Origin of the sequence: Aurantiacibacter arachoides, assembly GCF_009827335.1 — a bacterium.
Classification (GTDB): domain Bacteria; phylum Pseudomonadota; class Alphaproteobacteria; order Sphingomonadales; family Sphingomonadaceae; genus Alteraurantiacibacter; species Alteraurantiacibacter arachoides.
The window spans coordinates 2,665,411-2,681,002 of the sequence record NZ_WTYH01000001.1; the positions used below are offsets into that span (position 1 = coordinate 2,665,411).

Consider the following 15,592-nt stretch of genomic DNA (forward strand, 5'->3'; position numbering starts at 1 on the left):
ATGGGCATTGCCTGCCCGTTTGGAAGCGGGACTAGGGGATCAGGCCGAAACACCACAGCAGAATGGATTTCTGTGCATGGATGCGGTTCTCGGCTTCGTCGAAGACGACCGACTGCGGCCCCTCGAACACGTCCTTGCTTACTTCCTCGCCAACATGCGCGGGCAGGCAGTGCAGGAAGATCGCATCGGGTTTCGCCCGCGCCATCAAGCTGGCGTCGACCATGTACGGTTCCATTGCCCGAACCTTGTTGGCGACGTTTTCCTGCCCCATCGAGATCCAGGTATCGGTCACGATCACATCGGCGCCTGATGCCGCCGCTGCGGCATCCTGCGTCAGGATGACCCGCTGTCCGGCAGCCCGCGCCAGTTCCACGAACCGGCTATCCGGCTCGTAGCCTCTTGGCGTCGCGACCCGCACATTGAACTTCATCAGCGCAGCGGCTTCCAGGATCGAGTGCAACACGTTGTTGCCGTCACCCAGCCATGCCAGCTCGAGGCCGGGCAGGCTCTTGCGATGCTCGATCACGGTAAGCAGGTCGGCGATGATCTGGCACGGATGCGAACGGTCGGTCAGGCCGTTGATTACCGGGACGTCGCAGTGACGTGCCATTTCCTCGATCTTGGCGTGGTCATCGGTGCGCACCATGATGGCATCGCACATCCGGCTGAGGACGCGCGCCGTGTCCGCAGGTGATTCGCCGCGGCCCAGCTGCGATGTGCCCGCGTCGACGATCAGCGCGCTGCCACCAAGCTGGCGCATCGCCATGTCGAAACTGACGCGGGTGCGCGTGGAATTCTTTTCGAACACCATCGCCAGCACGCGGCCCGCAAGCGGAGCGTCGGCATCCGCCCTCCCCTTGGGCCAGCCCGCGCGCGCGGCCTTGCGCACTAGGGCGTCGTCGATCATCGCGGCAACGGCATTGCCGCCCGCATCCGACAGGTCGAGAAAATGGCGCAGCTGGCTTTCGGCCATCGCTAGTCCTCCGGCTGATACGAAGCGGCGCCAGCTGACAGCTTCTCGATGAATTCATCCATCTCGGCATCCTCGATCACCAGCGGCGGGAGGATGCGCAGCGTCTGGTCGCCAGCGGCGACGGTCAGCAACAGGTGATTGTCGCGCAGATGGATCATGAACGGACGCGGCTCGCCTTTCATTTTCAGGCCCAGCATCAGCCCCATCCCCCGCACGCCCTCGAAAAGGTCGGGATAGTTGCCGATGAACTGCTCCAGCCTGCCGCGAAGCCGCTCTCCCCGTGCGCGAACCTGCGCGAGGAACTCCTCGTTCGCGACCGCGTCCATCACCGCCATGCCTGCCGCCATCGCCAGCGGGTTTCCGCCATAGGTCGAACCGTGGGTGCCCGCGGTCATGCCTCGCGCCCCCTTCGCAGTTGCGAGGCAGGCGCCAAGCGGGAAGCCACCACCAATGCCCTTGGCGGTCGCCATGATGTCAGGTTCGACGCCCATCTGTTCGTAGGCGTAGAGGGTGCCGGTACGCGCGACGCCGCACTGCACCTCGTCGAACACCAGCATCAGGTCGTGCTCATCAGCCAAGGCGCGCAGGCCCTTGATGAATTCCGCCGAGGCGACGCGAATGCCTCCTTCGCCCTGCACCGGCTCGACAAGGAACCCCGCGGTGTTCGGCCCGATCGCCGCCTTCACCGCTTCGAGGTCATCGAAGTCGACGTAGCGGAAGCCTGGCAACAGCGGTGTGAAGCCTTTGTGCATCTTTTCCTGATTGGAGGCGCTGATGGTCGCCATGGTCCGCCCGTGGAAGGCGTTCCGGAAGGTGATCAGCTCGAACTTCTCGTCGTTCCCTGCGTGCTGATGATAGGCGCGCGCGGCCTTGATCGCGCATTCCACGGCCTCTGCACCCGAATTGGTGAAAAACACCGTGTCAGCAAAGGTCGTATCCACCAGCCGCTGCGCCAGCGCCTCCCCCTGCGGGCTGCCGTAGAGGTTGGAGACATGCATCAGCGTTTCGGCCTGGCGCTGGATCGCGCCGATCAGTCCGGGATGCGAATGGCCGAGCAGATTGACCGCGATCCCCGCGGCGAAATCGAGATAGCGCGTGCCATCCTCATCGATCAGGTGGCAGTGCTCTCCGCGTACGGGGCGCACGCCGCACCGGGGATAGACGGGCATCAGCGCAGAAACAGTCATCGCGAAACTCCATCGCAGAAAAAGAGAAGGGCGGCCCGTCCACATGGGACCGGCCGCCCGATAATATTCTCTCTATGCGGGAGCGGGCGGCCGGTCAAACACTCGGCCGCCTCACATTCCGGATCAGGTTCTAGGCCTGCACCGGCGTCAGGTTGACGGCCGAGTACTTGCCTCGTCGGTCGACCTCGAGATCGAATTCGAAGCGATCGCCTTCCTCTACGCCCGATAGGCCCGAACGCTCGATCGCACTGATGTGAACGAACGCATCTTCCTTGCCATCATCACGCGTGATGAAGCCAAAGCCCTTCATGGCGTTGAAGAACTTGACCGTGCCCACGGCACGCTCACCAGTCAGTTCGCGCTGCGGAGCCTTCTTCTCCACCTCAATCACATCGCCGACGACCTGCAGGTCCGCGGCCGAGACCTTGCCGCCACGATCGACGAGGTTGAACTGCAGTTCCTGTCCTTCGGCCAGTCCTTCGAGCCCTGCGCGTTCGACCTGGCTGATGTGGACGAACACGTCCTCCCCGCCCTCGTCGCGCTGGATGAAGCCGAAGCCCTTCTGCGTATTGAAGAACTTGACCTTGCCCTTGCCGGTGCCAACGACCTGCGCGGGCATTCCGCCGCCGCCGCCGCTACCACCGCCGGCACCGCCGCGCGGGCCGCCGAAGCCACCCCCGCCGCCGCCGCGATTGCCACCGCCGAAGCCGCCGCTGCGGTTTCCACCGCCACGATCGTCGTTGAAGCGATCTCCGCCGCCGAAGCCGCCACCGCCGCCTCCGCTACCGCCGCCGAAACGGCTGTTGCCGCCATCGCGCCAGCCGCCGCTTTCCATGGGCGGCGGACCGCCTTCACCGAACGGATCGAAATTATCTTCGCCAAAACCGTCGCGCTTGTCTTTTCCGCGGCCGCGGCGCCCTCTATCGTAACCCATGAACCCCAGTAACCTTCAATTCCGTCCTGCGACTTTCCGCCGGCGGTGCGGACGTCAACCTTCGCCGACAGGGAGAGGCAGGCCTGCCCCTCCAATCCAGGCATTCGCTATATACGCAATCTTCGCGTGATGCGAATGATTTAAGGATTGCCTTGCCACAGCGTGTCGTTTTCGCCACTCGCCGTCACAGGCCAACGTTGCGCACCCCATGACTCAATGGCGACGCGGCAGGTTGCCTGTGGAGGCGAATGGGTCAGGACATCGCCATTTTTGCCGCTTCGCTGATCGCCGTCGCCGCGCTCGTCGGGCTGGCCCATGTCATGGGCTTTTCCAGGACCGTGGTCATCGCTGGCGAAGCCGATGCGCGCGAGAGTTTGCTCCTAATCCCGGGCGGGTTCGTGCCGCAGGTCATGGCGCTGGATGCTGGCGGTCGCGCGGCAATCGCGCGGGACGCCGCTGGGAGGCTGGCCTTGGTGGTCCCCCACGGTGGCCGCATGGTCGCACGGCGGCTGGACAAGACTGCAAAACTGACAGTCGAAGGAAACAGCCTTCGTGTCATCGCACCCGCATTCCGGGCGGAGCCAATCACCCTCGATCTGGGCCCGGCAGCAGCGCACTGGGCGCAGGCCATGCCGCCTGCTAGCTGACGCGCATGGAGTTCGATCCCGTCACCTGGGCCATCCCGGCTTTCGTCGTGCTTGTCGTGGCGGAACTTCTTTGGGCGCGCAACCGCCGCCGCGATGCCTACGAATCGCGCGATACGGCAACATCGCTGGCCATCGGGTTGGGCAGCATCGTGGCAGGTGCGCTTACCGGCAGCGTGGTCGTGGGCGCGCTGGTCTGGATTCACACCCTTTCGCCGTTCGCGATCGGCTGGGCCTGGTGGGCGTGGCCGCTGTGCTTCGTGCTGGACGACCTAGCCTACTACTGGTTCCACCGCAGCGCGCACCGGGTGCGGTGGTTCTGGGCGAGCCACGTCAACCACCATTCCAGCCAGCATTACAACCTTTCCACCGCCTTGCGGCAAAGCTGGACGGGTTTCTTCGCCGTCACCTTTGTCTTTCGCTGGCCGCTGGCGATTGCCGGGTTCGAGCCGGGCATGATCCTCGTGTGTGCGGGGTTCAACCTCATCTACCAGTTCTGGATCCACACCGAGGCGATCGGGCGGATGCCGCGCTGGTTCGAGGCGGTGATGAACACGCCTTCGCACCACCGGGTCCATCACGCGATCAACCCGCGCTATCTGGACCGCAACTATGCCGGCACCTTCATCGTCTGGGACAAGCTGTTTGGCACCTTCGAGCCTGAGGAGACGGGCACGCGCATCCATTACGGGATCGTCAACCAGCTCGGCACCTTCAACGTGGTGAAGGCGGTGCTCCACGAATGGCTGGCGATGGGCCGTGACGTCGTGGGCGCGCCGTGGCGACACAAGCTTTCCTACCTCTGGCGCGAACCGGGCTGGAGCCATGACGGCAGCCGCGAGACCTCCGCCATGATCCGCAAACGGTGGGAGCGTGATCACGGTGCAGCACCCTTGGAGCCGTAAAAAGAAGGGCCGGGAGATTGCTCTCCCGGCCCGGTCTTCTTGCCTTGCGGCGGCTGGAGCCTAGTTGCCCGAGCCGGGACCGTAGGTCACCTCCACGCGGCGGTTCTGCAGCTCGCGCACACCGTCTGCGGTGGCAACGCGCGGCTGGGATTCGCCGAACGCTTGGCTGTTGATCCGGGCAGCGGGCACGCCACGGCCGGTCATGTAGTCACGCACGGCAGCGTTACGACGCTCGGACAGGCCGACGTTGTACTGCGTGCTGCCCGAACGGTCGGCGTGACCGGCGAGCATGACGCGGGCGGTGCCGCAGTCACGGTAGGAGGTCACGGCCGAGTTGAGCACGGTCGCGGCTTCCGGCGTGATGTCCGAACGATCCCAATCGAAGAACACGATGTAAGGGCCCGTGTTGCACTGCTGCACCGGCGGCGCGGGAGGGGCCGGGGGCGGCGGCGGGGGGGGCGGCGTGGCGGGCAGCGGCGGAGGCGGCGGGGTTATCACCGCCATCGGCTCGTCCCCGCCGAAGTTAATCAGCAGGCTAAGGATCGCCGAATGGGTGGCGATGTCGAACTCGTTGACCCGGCCCACGGTGTCGGTGAGCTGGAATTCCTGCGTCTTGAAGTACTTGTACTTGAGTCCCAGATCGATGCTGTCGGTAACAGGCATGCGCGCTTGGGCAATGCCCTGCCAGGCCCAGGCGTTGTCCTCATCATCGAGGTAGCCGGGGCCGCTGTTCGATGCGGTGGTGTCCGCGCCCAAGTAAGTGCGTCCGCCACCCACGCCGACAGACAGGCCGATCCCTTCGTTACCGCCGAAATCGAGCAAGGCGTTGGCCATCACCGAGGTTAAACGGAACTCGCCACCGTAGGGGTAGCTGCCATTTCTGATCACGGTGCCAGGCTGACCAAAAACACCGTTGAATAGTGGAATGCCGCTGGTGCCCAGCGTAATTTGTTCGGGGTCCCATTCCTTGTACGAACCCTCGAGCTCGGTACGGATGAAGCCGAAATCGTAGCCGAGAATGCCGGCAAGCTCCCATCCTTCCCGGTTTTCGGTGGTCGCCGCATCAAGCGCGCCATCGATGTCGGTATCGAAATCGTCTGGAAATACGACGCCGACATCGGCGCCGAGATAGACCTCGCCATCGCGGGCCATCGCCGGCGCAGCCAGGGCCGCGGCAGCAACGCCAAGGCTGAACACAACAGTTCGCATAATATTGTTCCCCATTTTGACCTCCGGCCTGCCCTATAATTGCAGGCCCGCTCAGCGACAAGAAATTGTTGTCAGGTGACCGATGGCGGCATCCACCGCATGGGGTAAAGTCTGCGAGCGCTGACCACGCGCCCCGGAGTAACACGCGCGTTTGCGCGGGAAACAGGCCAACGATGCGCCCGTGTGGCGCTAAAGTAACAGTCGTTAGAATACCGCGACAAGCAATGCCGCCCTCGGCTCAGAGCGCCGTTTCGCCCGACTCGCCGGTGCGGATGCGCACTGCCTGGCCAAGGTCGAGCACGAAGATCTTGCCATCGCCGATCGTGCCGGTGTTGGCGGTGTCGCGGATCGTTTCGACAATCTTGGGCGCCAGGGCATCGCTGGTGGCGATTTCCAACCGCACCTTGGGCAGCATGTTCACCGCGTATTCGGCCCCCCGATAGATTTCGGTCTGGCCCTTCTGACGCCCGAAGCCCTTGGCCTCGCTTACCGTCATCCCGGCAACGCCGATGGCGGCCAGCGCCTCGCGCACCTCGTCCAGCTTGAACGGCTTGATGACGGCGATGATGATCTTCACGGGAAGGCTCCTGCTGCGGCTGCCCATCCTATGTGCGAACCCGTCCTACCCCATGCAAGACAAAAAGCGGGCCGGAACCCTTGTCGGTTCCGGCCCATGAAAGGTGTGCGTTCGCAGGAGGAACGTGGCTTGGCGGGGCCGGGGGAGAGGAGGAGGTCCGGCCCCGCCAATTCGGGTAATCAGTTGTAGGCGCGCTCTCCGTGTTCGGAGATGTCGAGGCCGGTGACCTCCACCTCCTGGCTGACGCGCAGACCGGCGGTGAACTTGACCAGCATGCCGACGATGAAGGTGCCCAGTGCAGCCCAGCCGATCGTGACGAGGACGCTGTAGGTCTGCACCCACAGCTGCGCCCCAAGAGCGGTCGAGCCATCGCCGGGGCCGCCGAGGAACGGCTGGTAGACCACCGCCGTACCGATCGCGCCGACGATGCCGCCCACGCCGTGGATGCCGAACGCATCGAGGCTGTCGTCATAACCAAGTGCAGGCTTCAGCTTGGCGACGGCGAAGTAGCAGATCACCGACGACAGGATGCCGAGCAGCACCGCGCCGAACGGGCCGGAGTTGCCCGCCGCCGGGGTCACCGCAACGAGGCCGGCGATCACCCCCGAGCAGAAGCCCAGGGCCGAGCCCTTGTGACCCGCCAGCTTCTCCACCACCATCCAGGTCAGCGCGCCCGCCGCCGTGGCGACAAAGGTGTTGATCATGGCGAGCCCGGCGACGCCGTCCGCCTCCAGCTCCGACCCCGCATTGAAGCCGAACCAGCCGACCCACAGCAGGCCCGTGCCGATCATCGTCATCGTCATCGAGTGCGGCGGCGAGAGCTCGGTGGGGAAGCCGGTGCGCTTGCCCAGCAGGTAGGCGAGCACCAGGCCGGAAACGCCGGCGTTGATGTGCACCACGGTTCCGCCAGCAAAGTCCAGCGCGCCGTCCTCGAACAGCAGGCCGCCACTCGCCCAGACCATGTGCGCGATGGGGAAATAGACTACCGTCAGCCAGATCGGCACGAACAGCATCAGCGCGTTGAACTTCAGCCGCTCCGCCGTGGCGCCCAGCACCAGCGCGGCGGTGATCGCGGCAAAGGTCATCTGGAAACTGATGAAGACGTATTCGCTGATGACCTCGTCCGAAAAGGTGGCCGCCGTGCTATCGGGCGTTACGCCGGCCAGGAACAGCTTGCCCCAGGCGAAGAACGCATTGCCCTCCGGCCCGAAGGCAGTGGAATAGCCCCACACGATCCACACCACCATCGCCAGCGCGGCGGTGGCGCCGATCTGGGTCATGGTGGAGAGCATGTTCTTCGACCGGGTCAGGCCGCCGTAGAACAGTGCCAGGCCCGGAATGATCATCAGCAGGACGAGGATCGTGCTGGTCATCATCCAGGCGTTGTTGCCCGGATTGGCGACCGCCGCCGCCGTGACTGGCTCCGTCGCGGCGGCGATCGGGACGCCGGCGTCCTGGGCATGGGCCGCGACGCTGACGAAAGCGGACGTGCCGAGCGCACCGAGCGCGGCTGTGGCTTTGCGGATCATTGATTTACCCCCTTGTGCAGAAGTGCCGGTCACAGCGCGTTCTCGTCGGTTTCGCCGGTGCGGATGCGCGTGGTCGAGGCGAGGTCGAGCACGAAGATCTTGCCGTCACCGATGCTCTGCGTGCTGGCGGCTTGCTGGATCGCCTCGATGACCTTGGGCATCATCGCGTCGCTGACCGCGATTTCCAGCTTTACCTTGGGCAGCATGTTCACCGAATACTCGGCCCCGCGATAGATCTCGGTCTGGCCCTTCTGACGGCCGAAGCCCTTCACTTCCGAGACGGTCATCCCGGCGACGCCCGCCTCGGCCAAGGCCTCGCGCACCTCGTCGAGCTTGAATGGTTTGATGATCGCGATGACGAACTTCATCGGTTGCCCCCTGTCCAGCGCCGGGCAGATGTCCGGCCGCAAACCTGCACAGCAAGCCTCGTGCCAGTTGCAGGACGCCCCGGCTTTTCAGAGGGATGCAAGGCGGACGGGGGAACCGCCGTTGTGCAGCGCACAAATCGTGGGCAGACGCGCCCAATATAGCGGCATGGCCTAGCCCAGCCGGAGGGTCGCCTTGATCGGCAGGTGGTCTGAAGCCTGCCGCGAGAGGGGTGTCGAATGAACGCCCGTCTCGACCATATGCCAGTGCGGCGTGTGCATCAGCCGATCGAGCGCCAGGACAGGGCGCCGCGACGGAAAGCTGGAGCCGGGATCGACCACGCTCCAGTGCGCCGCCAGCCCCAGTTCGCCGCCGATGGGCCGCAGCCACTCGTTGCAATCGCCCATCATGACCGCCGGCAGGCCGGGCGCGCGGCTGGCATTGCAGACATGCGCAAACTGGCGCTTGCGCCTCAGGCCGCTGAGGTCGAGATGCATCCCCGTAACCCAGATCTCATGCCCTTGGGCAGTGATACGCGCACGCACCGCTCCGCGTGGCTCGATGCGCGGCAGGTCGTCCGCCTCGACCTCGAGCACGTCGATCCCCTTGCGCACGAGCAGCGCGTTGCCGTGCCAGCCCAGGCTGGCGGGCCGCGTGGGTTTCGAAGCGATCTGATAGCCGAGCTCATCGATCGCGTGCCGGTCGAGCACGCCGGCGCGGGTGCCCAGGCGAAGATCGACTTCCTGCAGCGCCACGACGTCTGCGGCCAGTTCGCCGATGACCGAGAGGATGCGTCCCGGATCGCGCCGTCGGTCCATTCCAACGGCCTTGTGGATGTTGTAGCTGGCGAAGGTGAGCTGCATCAGTCAGTCACGGCAGGGGGTGTGGGCCCGGCGATGTAGCGATCGGTGGTGCGCGCGGGCAGGCCATCGATGCTGGTCCGTCGCCGCTTGTGCTTGCCCGCCCATTCGAGCGGATCGGCCCTTGCATGATACTTCACCAGCGTCTGGCGCTCGCGTTCATAATCCATGATCGGCACGCCCCAACCGCAACTGGTCTGCACGCTTTCCACCGCGATATCGAAGATTTGCCGGGTGCCGGGCAGCAAGGTGAAATGCGCGGCAATCTGCGTCCATCCGCTTTCCCACGGCAGCACCGGCGCGCCCTGACCATAGATGCGCAGGATCAGCGCAGGGTTCTGGAAGTTGCACACCATGATCGTGATTCGCCCATCGGCGATCAGATGCGCGTTTGTCTCGTTGCCCGATCCGCCGAGATCGAGGTAGGCGACGCGATCCGGCCCGAGCACGCGCAACGTATGCGCCAGACCCTTGGGCGACAGGTTGATCCGCGCGCCTTGCGCCGCTGTCGCCACGAAAAACACCGGCTGCGCCTCGATCATGGCAATGTGGTCGTCTGTCAGCGTGTCATAGAAGTCGGCCATCGCACCTGACTACGCACGGGCACCGGAAAGGTTACCGTTCCTTGGTGGCCGAGAACGCCAGCTCGGGGTTCTTTTCCTGCTGATAACCGACATCCCAGGGGCTTCTCGCCATGAAGACGATATCGCCGTCGCGATCGTGAGCGAGATTGCCCTGGTTGAACCGTTCGAACTCGTCGAGCTTGTCCTGCGGTCCTTTAAGCCAGCGCGCGGTGGCGAAAGGCGAAGCCTCCAGCGCGGCCTCCACCTTGTATTCCGCCTCCAGCCGGCTGACGAGCACGTCCAGCTGCAACTGCCCCACCACGCCCACGATGCTGCTGCCGCCGATCACCGGGTAGAACACCTGGATCACGCCTTCTTCGCTGAGATCGTCCAGGGCCTTGCGCAACTGCTTGGTCTTGGTCGGATCACGCAGCTGCACGCGGCGCAGGATTTCCGGCGCGAAGTTGGGCAGGCCGGTGAAGCGCACGTCGTTCTTCTCGCTCAACGTATCGCCCACACGCAGCGTCCCGTGGTTGGGAATGCCGATGATGTCGCCGGGCTCCGCGGTGTCGGCGATCTCGCGGTCCTGCGCAAAGAACAGGATAGGCGAATGGACGGCGATGGGCTTGCCAAGGCCCGAAGGCGTCAGCTTCATGCCGCGTTTGAATGTGCCCGACACCTGCCGCATGAAGGCGATGCGGTCGCGGTGGTTGGGGTCCATGTTGGCCTGCACCTTGAAGATGAAGCCGGTCACCTCGTCGCGTTCGGGGCTGATCTGCACGTCACCGGCAGGCTGCGGGCGCGGCGGGGGCGCGTAGCGGGCGATGGCGTCGATCAGTTCCTCCACCCCGAAGTTCTTGAGCGCGCTGCCGAAGTAGACCGGCGTCATGTCGCCGTTGCGGTAGGCCTCCAGATCGAGTTCGGGATAGCCGACCTGCGCCAGCTCGATCTCCTCGGCATAGGCATCGGGGATCGCGGCACCGGCATCGCGCGTGCCGAGGTATTCCTTCGACGCGCCCTCAGGCCGCGCCACTTCGCCGGTGCGAAAATCCAGCAGGCCTTCGAACAGGCCGCCCATGCCCACGGGCCACATCTGCGGGGACACGTCGAGCGCCAGCTTGTCCGCCACCTCGTCCAGCGTCTCGAACGGGTCGCGGCCCTCGCGGTCGACCTTGTTGACGAAGGTGATGATCGGCACCGAACGCAGGCGGCAGACCTCGAACAGCTTCAGCGTCTGCGGCTCTATGCCCTTGGCCGCATCAATCACCATGATGGCCGAATCGACCGCAGTCAGCGTGCGGTAGGTGTCTTCCGAAAAGTCCTCGTGCCCCGGCGTGTCGAGCAGGTTGAAGGTGATCGTCTCGCCTTCAATCGCTTTTTCGAACGTCATCACGCTGGAGGTGACCGAGATGCCGCGCTGCTGCTCGATCTTCATCCAGTCGCTGCGCGCCCGCCGCGCCTGTCCGCGCGCCTTGACCTCGCCCGCCAGATGGATCGCCCCGCCCTGCAACAGCAGCTTCTCGGTCAGCGTGGTCTTGCCCGCGTCAGGGTGCGAGATGATGGCAAAGGTGCGGCGGGGGTTCTTGGCAGCGCTGGACATGGTCAGCCGCGCAATTCCGCGCCGAGTTTCGCCGCTGCCGCGACGACCGCATCCGAAATCGCCTTGAGATCGGCATCCTTGAAGCTGGCTTCGCCCGGTTGCAGCGTCACCTCTACGGCGACTGACTTGCGGCCTTCGGGCACGCCTTGCCCGGCGAACACGTCAAACACGCGCGCATCGACGATCGTCGCCTTGTCCGCGCCGCGAACTGCGCGGAGCAGGTCGCCCGCCGGAAGGTCGCGCGGCACGAGGAACGCGAAGTCGCGGGTGACAGATTGCAGCGCGGGCGGGCTGTAGGCAGGCCGGGCAAAGCCGCCTTTCCCCCGCCTTGCCGGGATCGCGTCGAGGAACAGCTCGACCGCCATGACCGGCCCGTCGCTATCGAAGGCAGCCAGCGTTGCCGGGTGCAGTGCCCCGAAGCGGGCGAGCACGGTCTTGGGGCCGAGTCGCAACGTGCCCGACTGTCCGGGGTGGAACTGGTCGCCCGCGTCCCCCATCACCATCAGGTTCGCCACCGGCGCGCCGGCCTCCGCCAGCAGCGCCTCGGCCTCGGCCTTGGCGTCATAGGCATCGAAGGCCTGCGCCTTGCCCTGGGCCCAGCCGCGCTGGACGCGCGCTCCCGCCAGCACGACCGCGAGCGTCAGCCGCTCATCGCTCGCACCGTCGGGCCTGCGCAGATAGCGCCGCCCGATCTCGAACAGGCGCGCGGTGTCAGCGCCGCGGTCGGCATTGCGCTTTGCCGCGGCGAGAAGGCCGGGGATCAGCGAAGGGCGCATGGCCTTCATGTCCTCGCTGATGGGATTGTCCAGCAGCCACAACGCGGCCTCGCCATCTGCGAAGTGCTCGGCCGCGGGCACGGGCAGGAAACTCCAGGTCACGGCCTCGTTCAGACCGCGCGCGGCGGCGGCGCGGCGCAGGCGGCGCTCCAGCTTCTGCGCGGGCGTGGCAGTGGGGCGGGCAACGCCTTCGGCGCGCGGCAGGGCGACACTCTCCACCATGTCGAGCCCGTGGATGCGCACGACTTCCTCGACCAGGTCGGCAGGGCCTTCGATATCGTGGCGTCGCGGCGGGCAGGTGACCTGCCAGTCCGCGGAAACGCCGAAGTCGAGGCTTTGAAGGATGCGCCGCTGTTCGGCCTCGGGCACCTCCACCCCGCCCAGCTTCGCGGTCAGCGCGGGATCGAACCCGATGACCTTTGGCTCCACCGGAGGCTGTCCCACGCGCGTCACCTCGCTCGGGCGACCGCCACAGGTCTGCACGATCAGGTCGGTCAGGATCGCCAGCCCGTCATCCAGGAAGGCCGGGTCCACCCCGCGCTCGAACCGGGTGCGGGCATCCGTGGCGAGGCCCAGCTTGCGGCCGGAGACACCGATCGCCTCGGGATCGAAGTAGGCGATTTCCAGCAGAACGTCGGTGGTGTCGTCCTGCACGCTCGAATGCGCGCCGCCCATGATGCCGGCGATATCATGCACGCCTGCATCGTCGGCGATAACGGTGATGCTGTCGTCCAGCGTGTAGGTCTTCTCGTTCAGCGCTTCCACCGCCTCGCCTTCACGGGCGCGGCGGGCGACCATGCTGCCGGTCAGCCGGGCAAGGTCATAGACGTGCGCCGGGCGGCCCGTGGCCAGCATCAGGTAATTGGTGCAATCCACCAGCGCCGAGATGGGCCTCTGCCCCGCGGCCAGCAGCCGCCGCTGCATCCATTCCGGGCTTGGCCCATTGCTGACGCCCGCGATCGAGCGGCCGTACCAGGCGCTGCAATCGGCGTCCGGTGCGATGGCGATGGGCATGGCGATCGCACCCTCCCCGGCAATCTGCGCGACCTGCGCCGGCTTGAACGTGCCGACGCCCGCCGCGGCGAGATCGCGGGCAATGCCCATCACGCCCATGCAGTCGGGCCGGTTGGGGGTGATCGCCACGTCGAACACCGGGCTGGCGCCGTGCCAGGCCGCGAAGTCCGCACCCACCGGGGCATCGGCGGGCAGTTCGATGATGCCTTCGTGCGCGTCGCCCAGTTCCAGTTCGCGCACCGAGCACATCATGCCGTTCGATTCGACGCCGCGGATGGCGCTCTTGCGCAATTGCATCCCGTTTGCCGGAACGACCGCTCCGGGCAGGCCGAGCACGCCCTTCATCCCCGCGCGGGCATTGGGCGCGCCGCACACCACGGTCAGCGGATCGCCTTCTCCGGTGGAAACGGTGAGCACCTGCAGCTTGTCCGCATCGGGATGCGGGGCGGCGGTCAGCACCTCGGCCACGCGGAACCCGGCGAGCTTGTCGGCCGGGTCCTCGATGCCCTCTACCTCGATACCGATGGCGTTGAGCTTCGCGGAAATCTCGGCCACCGAAGCGTCGGTTTCGAGATAATCCTTCAGCCATTCAAGGGAGAACTTCATGCGCCCGCTCCTATTCCGGCGGAAAGCGTCGGCTGGTCGAGCCCGCTGAACCCGTAGTGCTGCAACCAGCGCGAATCGCCGTCGAAGAAGGCGCGCAGATCCTCCATCCCGTATTTCAGCATGGCGAGGCGATCGACGCCGACACCGAAGGCGAAACCCTGCCACTCGGCGGGATCGAGGCCGGCGAACGTGATCACCCGGGCATTGACCATGCCGCTGCCCAGCAGTTCCATCCAGCCGTGCCCTTCGGCATCGCCGCTGCCGCCCAAAACGCGCCGTTTCACGCCATCCTTGCCGGTTTCCCACGCGAAGCCGACATCGACCTCGACTGACGGCTCGGTGAAGGGAAAGTAGCTCGGGCGCAGGCGCAGGACGATGTCCTCGGTCTCGAAGAAGGCCTTGAGGAACGTCTCGAGCGTCCACTTGAGGTGGCCCAAGTGAATGTCGCGGTCGATGACCAGGCCTTCGATCTGGTGGAACATCGGCGTGTGCGTCGCGTCGCTGTCGGAACGGTAGACGCGGCCCGGCGCAATGATGCGGATGGGCGCGCCCCCCGGATTGGCCCGGACGATGTCCATCATGGAGCGGATCTGGACCGGGCTGGTGTGGGTGCGCAGCAGCATCCGCCCTTGTTGGCCTACCGCTTCGCTGCCTGAAGCCGGTCGTCCACCCTGAGGCGCGGCATCCGGGAAATAGAACGTATCGTGCATGGCCCGCGCCGGGTGGCTTTCGGGCATGTTGAGCGCGGTGAAGTTGTGCCAGTCGTCCTCGATCTCCGGCCCGGTCGCGACCGCGAAGCCGAGGTCGGCAAAGATTTCCGCCAGTTCGTCCATCACCTGGCTGACCGGGTGGACGCTGCCGCGCGGCGCGGCGGGCGCGGGCAGGGTCAGGTCGATCGTCTCGGTGGCGAGGCGTCTTTCCAGTTCAGCGGTCTCCAGCGCCGCCTTCTTCGCCTCGATCGCATCGGCCACGCCGGCCCGCAGCGCCTGGATGCGCGGGGCCTCGTTCTGCCGCTCCTCCGGGCTCATCCTGCCCAGCGTCTTCATCAGCGCGCTGATCCAGCCGGCCTTGCCCAGCGCCTCGACGCGGATGGCTTCCACCTCTGCAACGCTCTGCGCCAGTCCGAGGCGGTTCAGCGTGGTTTCGGCCTGTATTTCGTGTTCGTTGCTCATGGGCTGGCTCGCTTAGTCAGGACAAACAAAAAGCGCCACCCTTTCGGATGGCGCTTCGTGTGTTTCGATAGCTCGAACCAATCAGGCGGGAAGCGCGTCCTTGGCCTGCTTGATGATCGTGCCAAAGGCCGCGCTCTCGTTCATGGCGAGGTCGGCCATCACCTTGCGGTCGAGCTCGATGCCGGCGAGCTTAACGCCGTGCATGAACTGCGAGTAGGTCAGGCCCTCGGCCCGGACCGCCGCGTTGATGCGCTGGATCCACAGGGCGCGGAAGTTGCGCTTGTTCACCTTGCGGTCGCGATAGGCGTACTGGCCGGCCTTCTCGACAGCCTGGCGGGCGACGCGGATGGTGTTCTTGCGACGGCCGCGATAGCCCTTCGCCTGTTCCAGGATCCGCTTGTGCTTGGCGCGCGTGGCGACGCCGCGTTTGATGCGTGACATGGTCTAGTACCTCCTCAGCTCAGGCCGTAGGGCGCCCAGGCCTTCACCGCAGCCCAGTCGGCCTTGGCAAGGGTCTTGGTGCCGCGCTGCTGGCGGATGTACTTGGCATTGTGACTGATCAGGCGGTGGCGCTTGCCGGCGACACCATGCTTGACCTTGCCGGTGGCAGTGAGCTTGAAGCGCTTCTTCACGCCGCTCTTGGTCTTCAGCTTGGGCATTTTCGTCTCCTTCGCAGG

16 protein-coding genes are annotated in these 15,592 nt (G+C 65.6%); 2 read left to right on the forward strand and 14 right to left on the reverse strand.

What is annotated here, in order from left to right:
- Nucleotides 1-31 precede the first annotated feature (31 nt).
- The 3 genes from argF to GRI62_RS14675 all read right to left on the reverse strand — a co-directional run bounded on the left by argF (nt 32) and on the right by GRI62_RS14675 (nt 3,094).
- The gene (gene argF / locus GRI62_RS13030; RefSeq protein WP_131451158.1) at nt 32-973 is read right to left on the reverse strand and encodes an ornithine carbamoyltransferase; all 942 of its coding nucleotides are present in this window, start codon (nt 971-973) and stop codon (nt 32-34) included.
- 2 nt (nt 974-975) lie between these two features.
- Entirely contained in the window at nt 976-2,160 is a 1,185-nt protein-coding gene (locus GRI62_RS13035; protein ID WP_131451159.1) for an aspartate aminotransferase family protein, read from the reverse strand.
- A 130-nt stretch (nt 2,161-2,290) separates the two neighbouring features.
- Nucleotides 2,291-3,094 (reverse strand): cold-shock protein, encoded by an 804-nt coding sequence (locus tag GRI62_RS14675; protein ID WP_131451160.1) that lies wholly within the window; start codon nt 3,092-3,094, stop codon nt 2,291-2,293.
- Between the two features lie 248 nt (nt 3,095-3,342).
- On the opposite strand from GRI62_RS14675, the gene GRI62_RS13045 reads away from it, so the two are divergent.
- Nucleotides 3,343-3,741: a hypothetical protein gene (locus GRI62_RS13045; RefSeq protein ID WP_131451161.1), complete on the forward strand. Its 399-nt coding sequence runs from the start codon at nt 3,343-3,345 to the stop codon at nt 3,739-3,741.
- Nucleotides 3,742-3,746: 5 nt separating this feature from the next.
- Entirely contained in the window at nt 3,747-4,643 is an 897-nt protein-coding gene (locus tag GRI62_RS13050) for a sterol desaturase family protein (RefSeq protein WP_131451162.1), read from the forward strand.
- A gap of 60 nt (nt 4,644-4,703) precedes the next feature.
- Here GRI62_RS13050 and GRI62_RS13055 read toward each other — a convergent pair whose 3' ends face one another.
- The 11 genes from GRI62_RS13055 to rpmI all read right to left on the reverse strand — a co-directional run bounded on the left by GRI62_RS13055 (nt 4,704) and on the right by rpmI (nt 15,574).
- Nucleotides 4,704-5,852, reverse strand: a complete 1,149-nt coding sequence (locus GRI62_RS13055) for an OmpA family protein (RefSeq protein ID WP_131451163.1) — start codon at nt 5,850-5,852, stop codon at nt 4,704-4,706.
- A 238-nt stretch (nt 5,853-6,090) separates the two neighbouring features.
- Nucleotides 6,091-6,429 (reverse strand): P-II family nitrogen regulator, encoded by a 339-nt coding sequence (locus GRI62_RS13060; protein ID WP_131451164.1) that lies wholly within the window; start codon nt 6,427-6,429, stop codon nt 6,091-6,093.
- A 179-nt stretch (nt 6,430-6,608) separates the two neighbouring features.
- On the reverse strand, nt 6,609-7,958 hold the full coding sequence (locus GRI62_RS13065) for an ammonium transporter (RefSeq protein WP_131451165.1): 1,350 nt from the start codon (nt 7,956-7,958) through the stop codon (nt 6,609-6,611).
- 29 nt (nt 7,959-7,987) lie between these two features.
- The gene (locus tag GRI62_RS13070) at nt 7,988-8,326 is read right to left on the reverse strand and encodes a P-II family nitrogen regulator (protein ID WP_131451166.1); all 339 of its coding nucleotides are present in this window, start codon (nt 8,324-8,326) and stop codon (nt 7,988-7,990) included.
- Nucleotides 8,327-8,497: 171 nt separating this feature from the next.
- Nucleotides 8,498-9,187 carry an endonuclease/exonuclease/phosphatase family protein gene (locus GRI62_RS13075; protein ID WP_131451167.1) on the reverse strand — a complete coding sequence of 230 codons (690 nt, stop codon included), beginning with the start codon at nt 9,185-9,187 and terminating at the stop codon, nt 8,498-8,500.
- Nucleotides 9,187-9,768, reverse strand: a complete 582-nt coding sequence (locus GRI62_RS13080; protein ID WP_131451168.1) for a pyridoxamine 5'-phosphate oxidase family protein — start codon at nt 9,766-9,768, stop codon at nt 9,187-9,189. The genes GRI62_RS13075 and GRI62_RS13080 overlap by 1 nt, the downstream gene beginning before the upstream one ends.
- A 31-nt stretch (nt 9,769-9,799) precedes the next feature.
- The gene (locus tag GRI62_RS13085; RefSeq protein WP_131451169.1) at nt 9,800-11,347 is read right to left on the reverse strand and encodes a peptide chain release factor 3; all 1,548 of its coding nucleotides are present in this window, start codon (nt 11,345-11,347) and stop codon (nt 9,800-9,802) included.
- Between the two features lie 2 nt (nt 11,348-11,349).
- On the reverse strand, nt 11,350-13,743 hold the full coding sequence (gene pheT / locus GRI62_RS13090; RefSeq protein ID WP_131451170.1) for a phenylalanine--tRNA ligase subunit beta: 2,394 nt from the start codon (nt 13,741-13,743) through the stop codon (nt 11,350-11,352).
- A complete protein-coding gene (gene pheS, locus GRI62_RS13095; RefSeq protein ID WP_131451171.1) occupies nt 13,740-14,915 on the reverse strand; it encodes a phenylalanine--tRNA ligase subunit alpha in 1,176 nt (391 codons plus the stop codon). Before pheS ends, pheT begins: the two co-directional genes overlap by 4 nt.
- Before the next feature lie 81 nt (nt 14,916-14,996).
- Nucleotides 14,997-15,356, reverse strand: a complete 360-nt coding sequence (rplT, locus tag GRI62_RS13100; protein ID WP_131451172.1) for a 50S ribosomal protein L20 — start codon at nt 15,354-15,356, stop codon at nt 14,997-14,999.
- A gap of 14 nt (nt 15,357-15,370) precedes the next feature.
- Nucleotides 15,371-15,574, reverse strand: coding sequence for a 50S ribosomal protein L35 (gene rpmI / locus GRI62_RS13105; protein WP_131451173.1), 204 nt, complete (start codon nt 15,572-15,574; stop codon nt 15,371-15,373).
- Between the last annotated feature and the right edge of the window lie 18 nt (nt 15,575-15,592).

Coding starts and splice junctions, on each gene's coding strand:
- argF (WP_131451158.1), bottom strand. CDS start 973: ATGGCCGAAAGCCAGCTGCGCCATTTTCTCGACCTGTCGGATGCGGGC.
- GRI62_RS13035 (WP_131451159.1), bottom strand. CDS start 2,160: ATGACTGTTTCTGCGCTGATGCCCGTCTATCCCCGGTGCGGCGTGCGC.
- GRI62_RS14675 (WP_131451160.1), bottom strand. CDS start 3,094: ATGGGTTACGATAGAGGGCGCCGCGGCCGCGGAAAAGACAAGCGCGAC.
- GRI62_RS13045 (WP_131451161.1), top strand. CDS start 3,343: ATGGGTCAGGACATCGCCATTTTTGCCGCTTCGCTGATCGCCGTCGCC.
- GRI62_RS13050 (WP_131451162.1), top strand. CDS start 3,747: ATGGAGTTCGATCCCGTCACCTGGGCCATCCCGGCTTTCGTCGTGCTT.
- GRI62_RS13055 (WP_131451163.1), bottom strand. CDS start 5,852: ATGCGAACTGTTGTGTTCAGCCTTGGCGTTGCTGCCGCGGCCCTGGCT.
- GRI62_RS13065 (WP_131451165.1), bottom strand. CDS start 7,958: ATGATCCGCAAAGCCACAGCCGCGCTCGGTGCGCTCGGCACGTCCGCT.
- GRI62_RS13070 (WP_131451166.1), bottom strand. CDS start 8,326: ATGAAGTTCGTCATCGCGATCATCAAACCATTCAAGCTCGACGAGGTG.
- GRI62_RS13075 (WP_131451167.1), bottom strand. CDS start 9,187: ATGCAGCTCACCTTCGCCAGCTACAACATCCACAAGGCCGTTGGAATG.
- GRI62_RS13080 (WP_131451168.1), bottom strand. CDS start 9,768: ATGGCCGACTTCTATGACACGCTGACAGACGACCACATTGCCATGATC.
- GRI62_RS13085 (WP_131451169.1), bottom strand. CDS start 11,347: ATGTCCAGCGCTGCCAAGAACCCCCGCCGCACCTTTGCCATCATCTCG.
- pheT (WP_131451170.1), bottom strand. CDS start 13,743: ATGAAGTTCTCCCTTGAATGGCTGAAGGATTATCTCGAAACCGACGCT.
- pheS (WP_131451171.1), bottom strand. CDS start 14,915: ATGAGCAACGAACACGAAATACAGGCCGAAACCACGCTGAACCGCCTC.
- rplT (WP_131451172.1), bottom strand. CDS start 15,356: ATGTCACGCATCAAACGCGGCGTCGCCACGCGCGCCAAGCACAAGCGG.
- rpmI (WP_131451173.1), bottom strand. CDS start 15,574: ATGCCCAAGCTGAAGACCAAGAGCGGCGTGAAGAAGCGCTTCAAGCTC.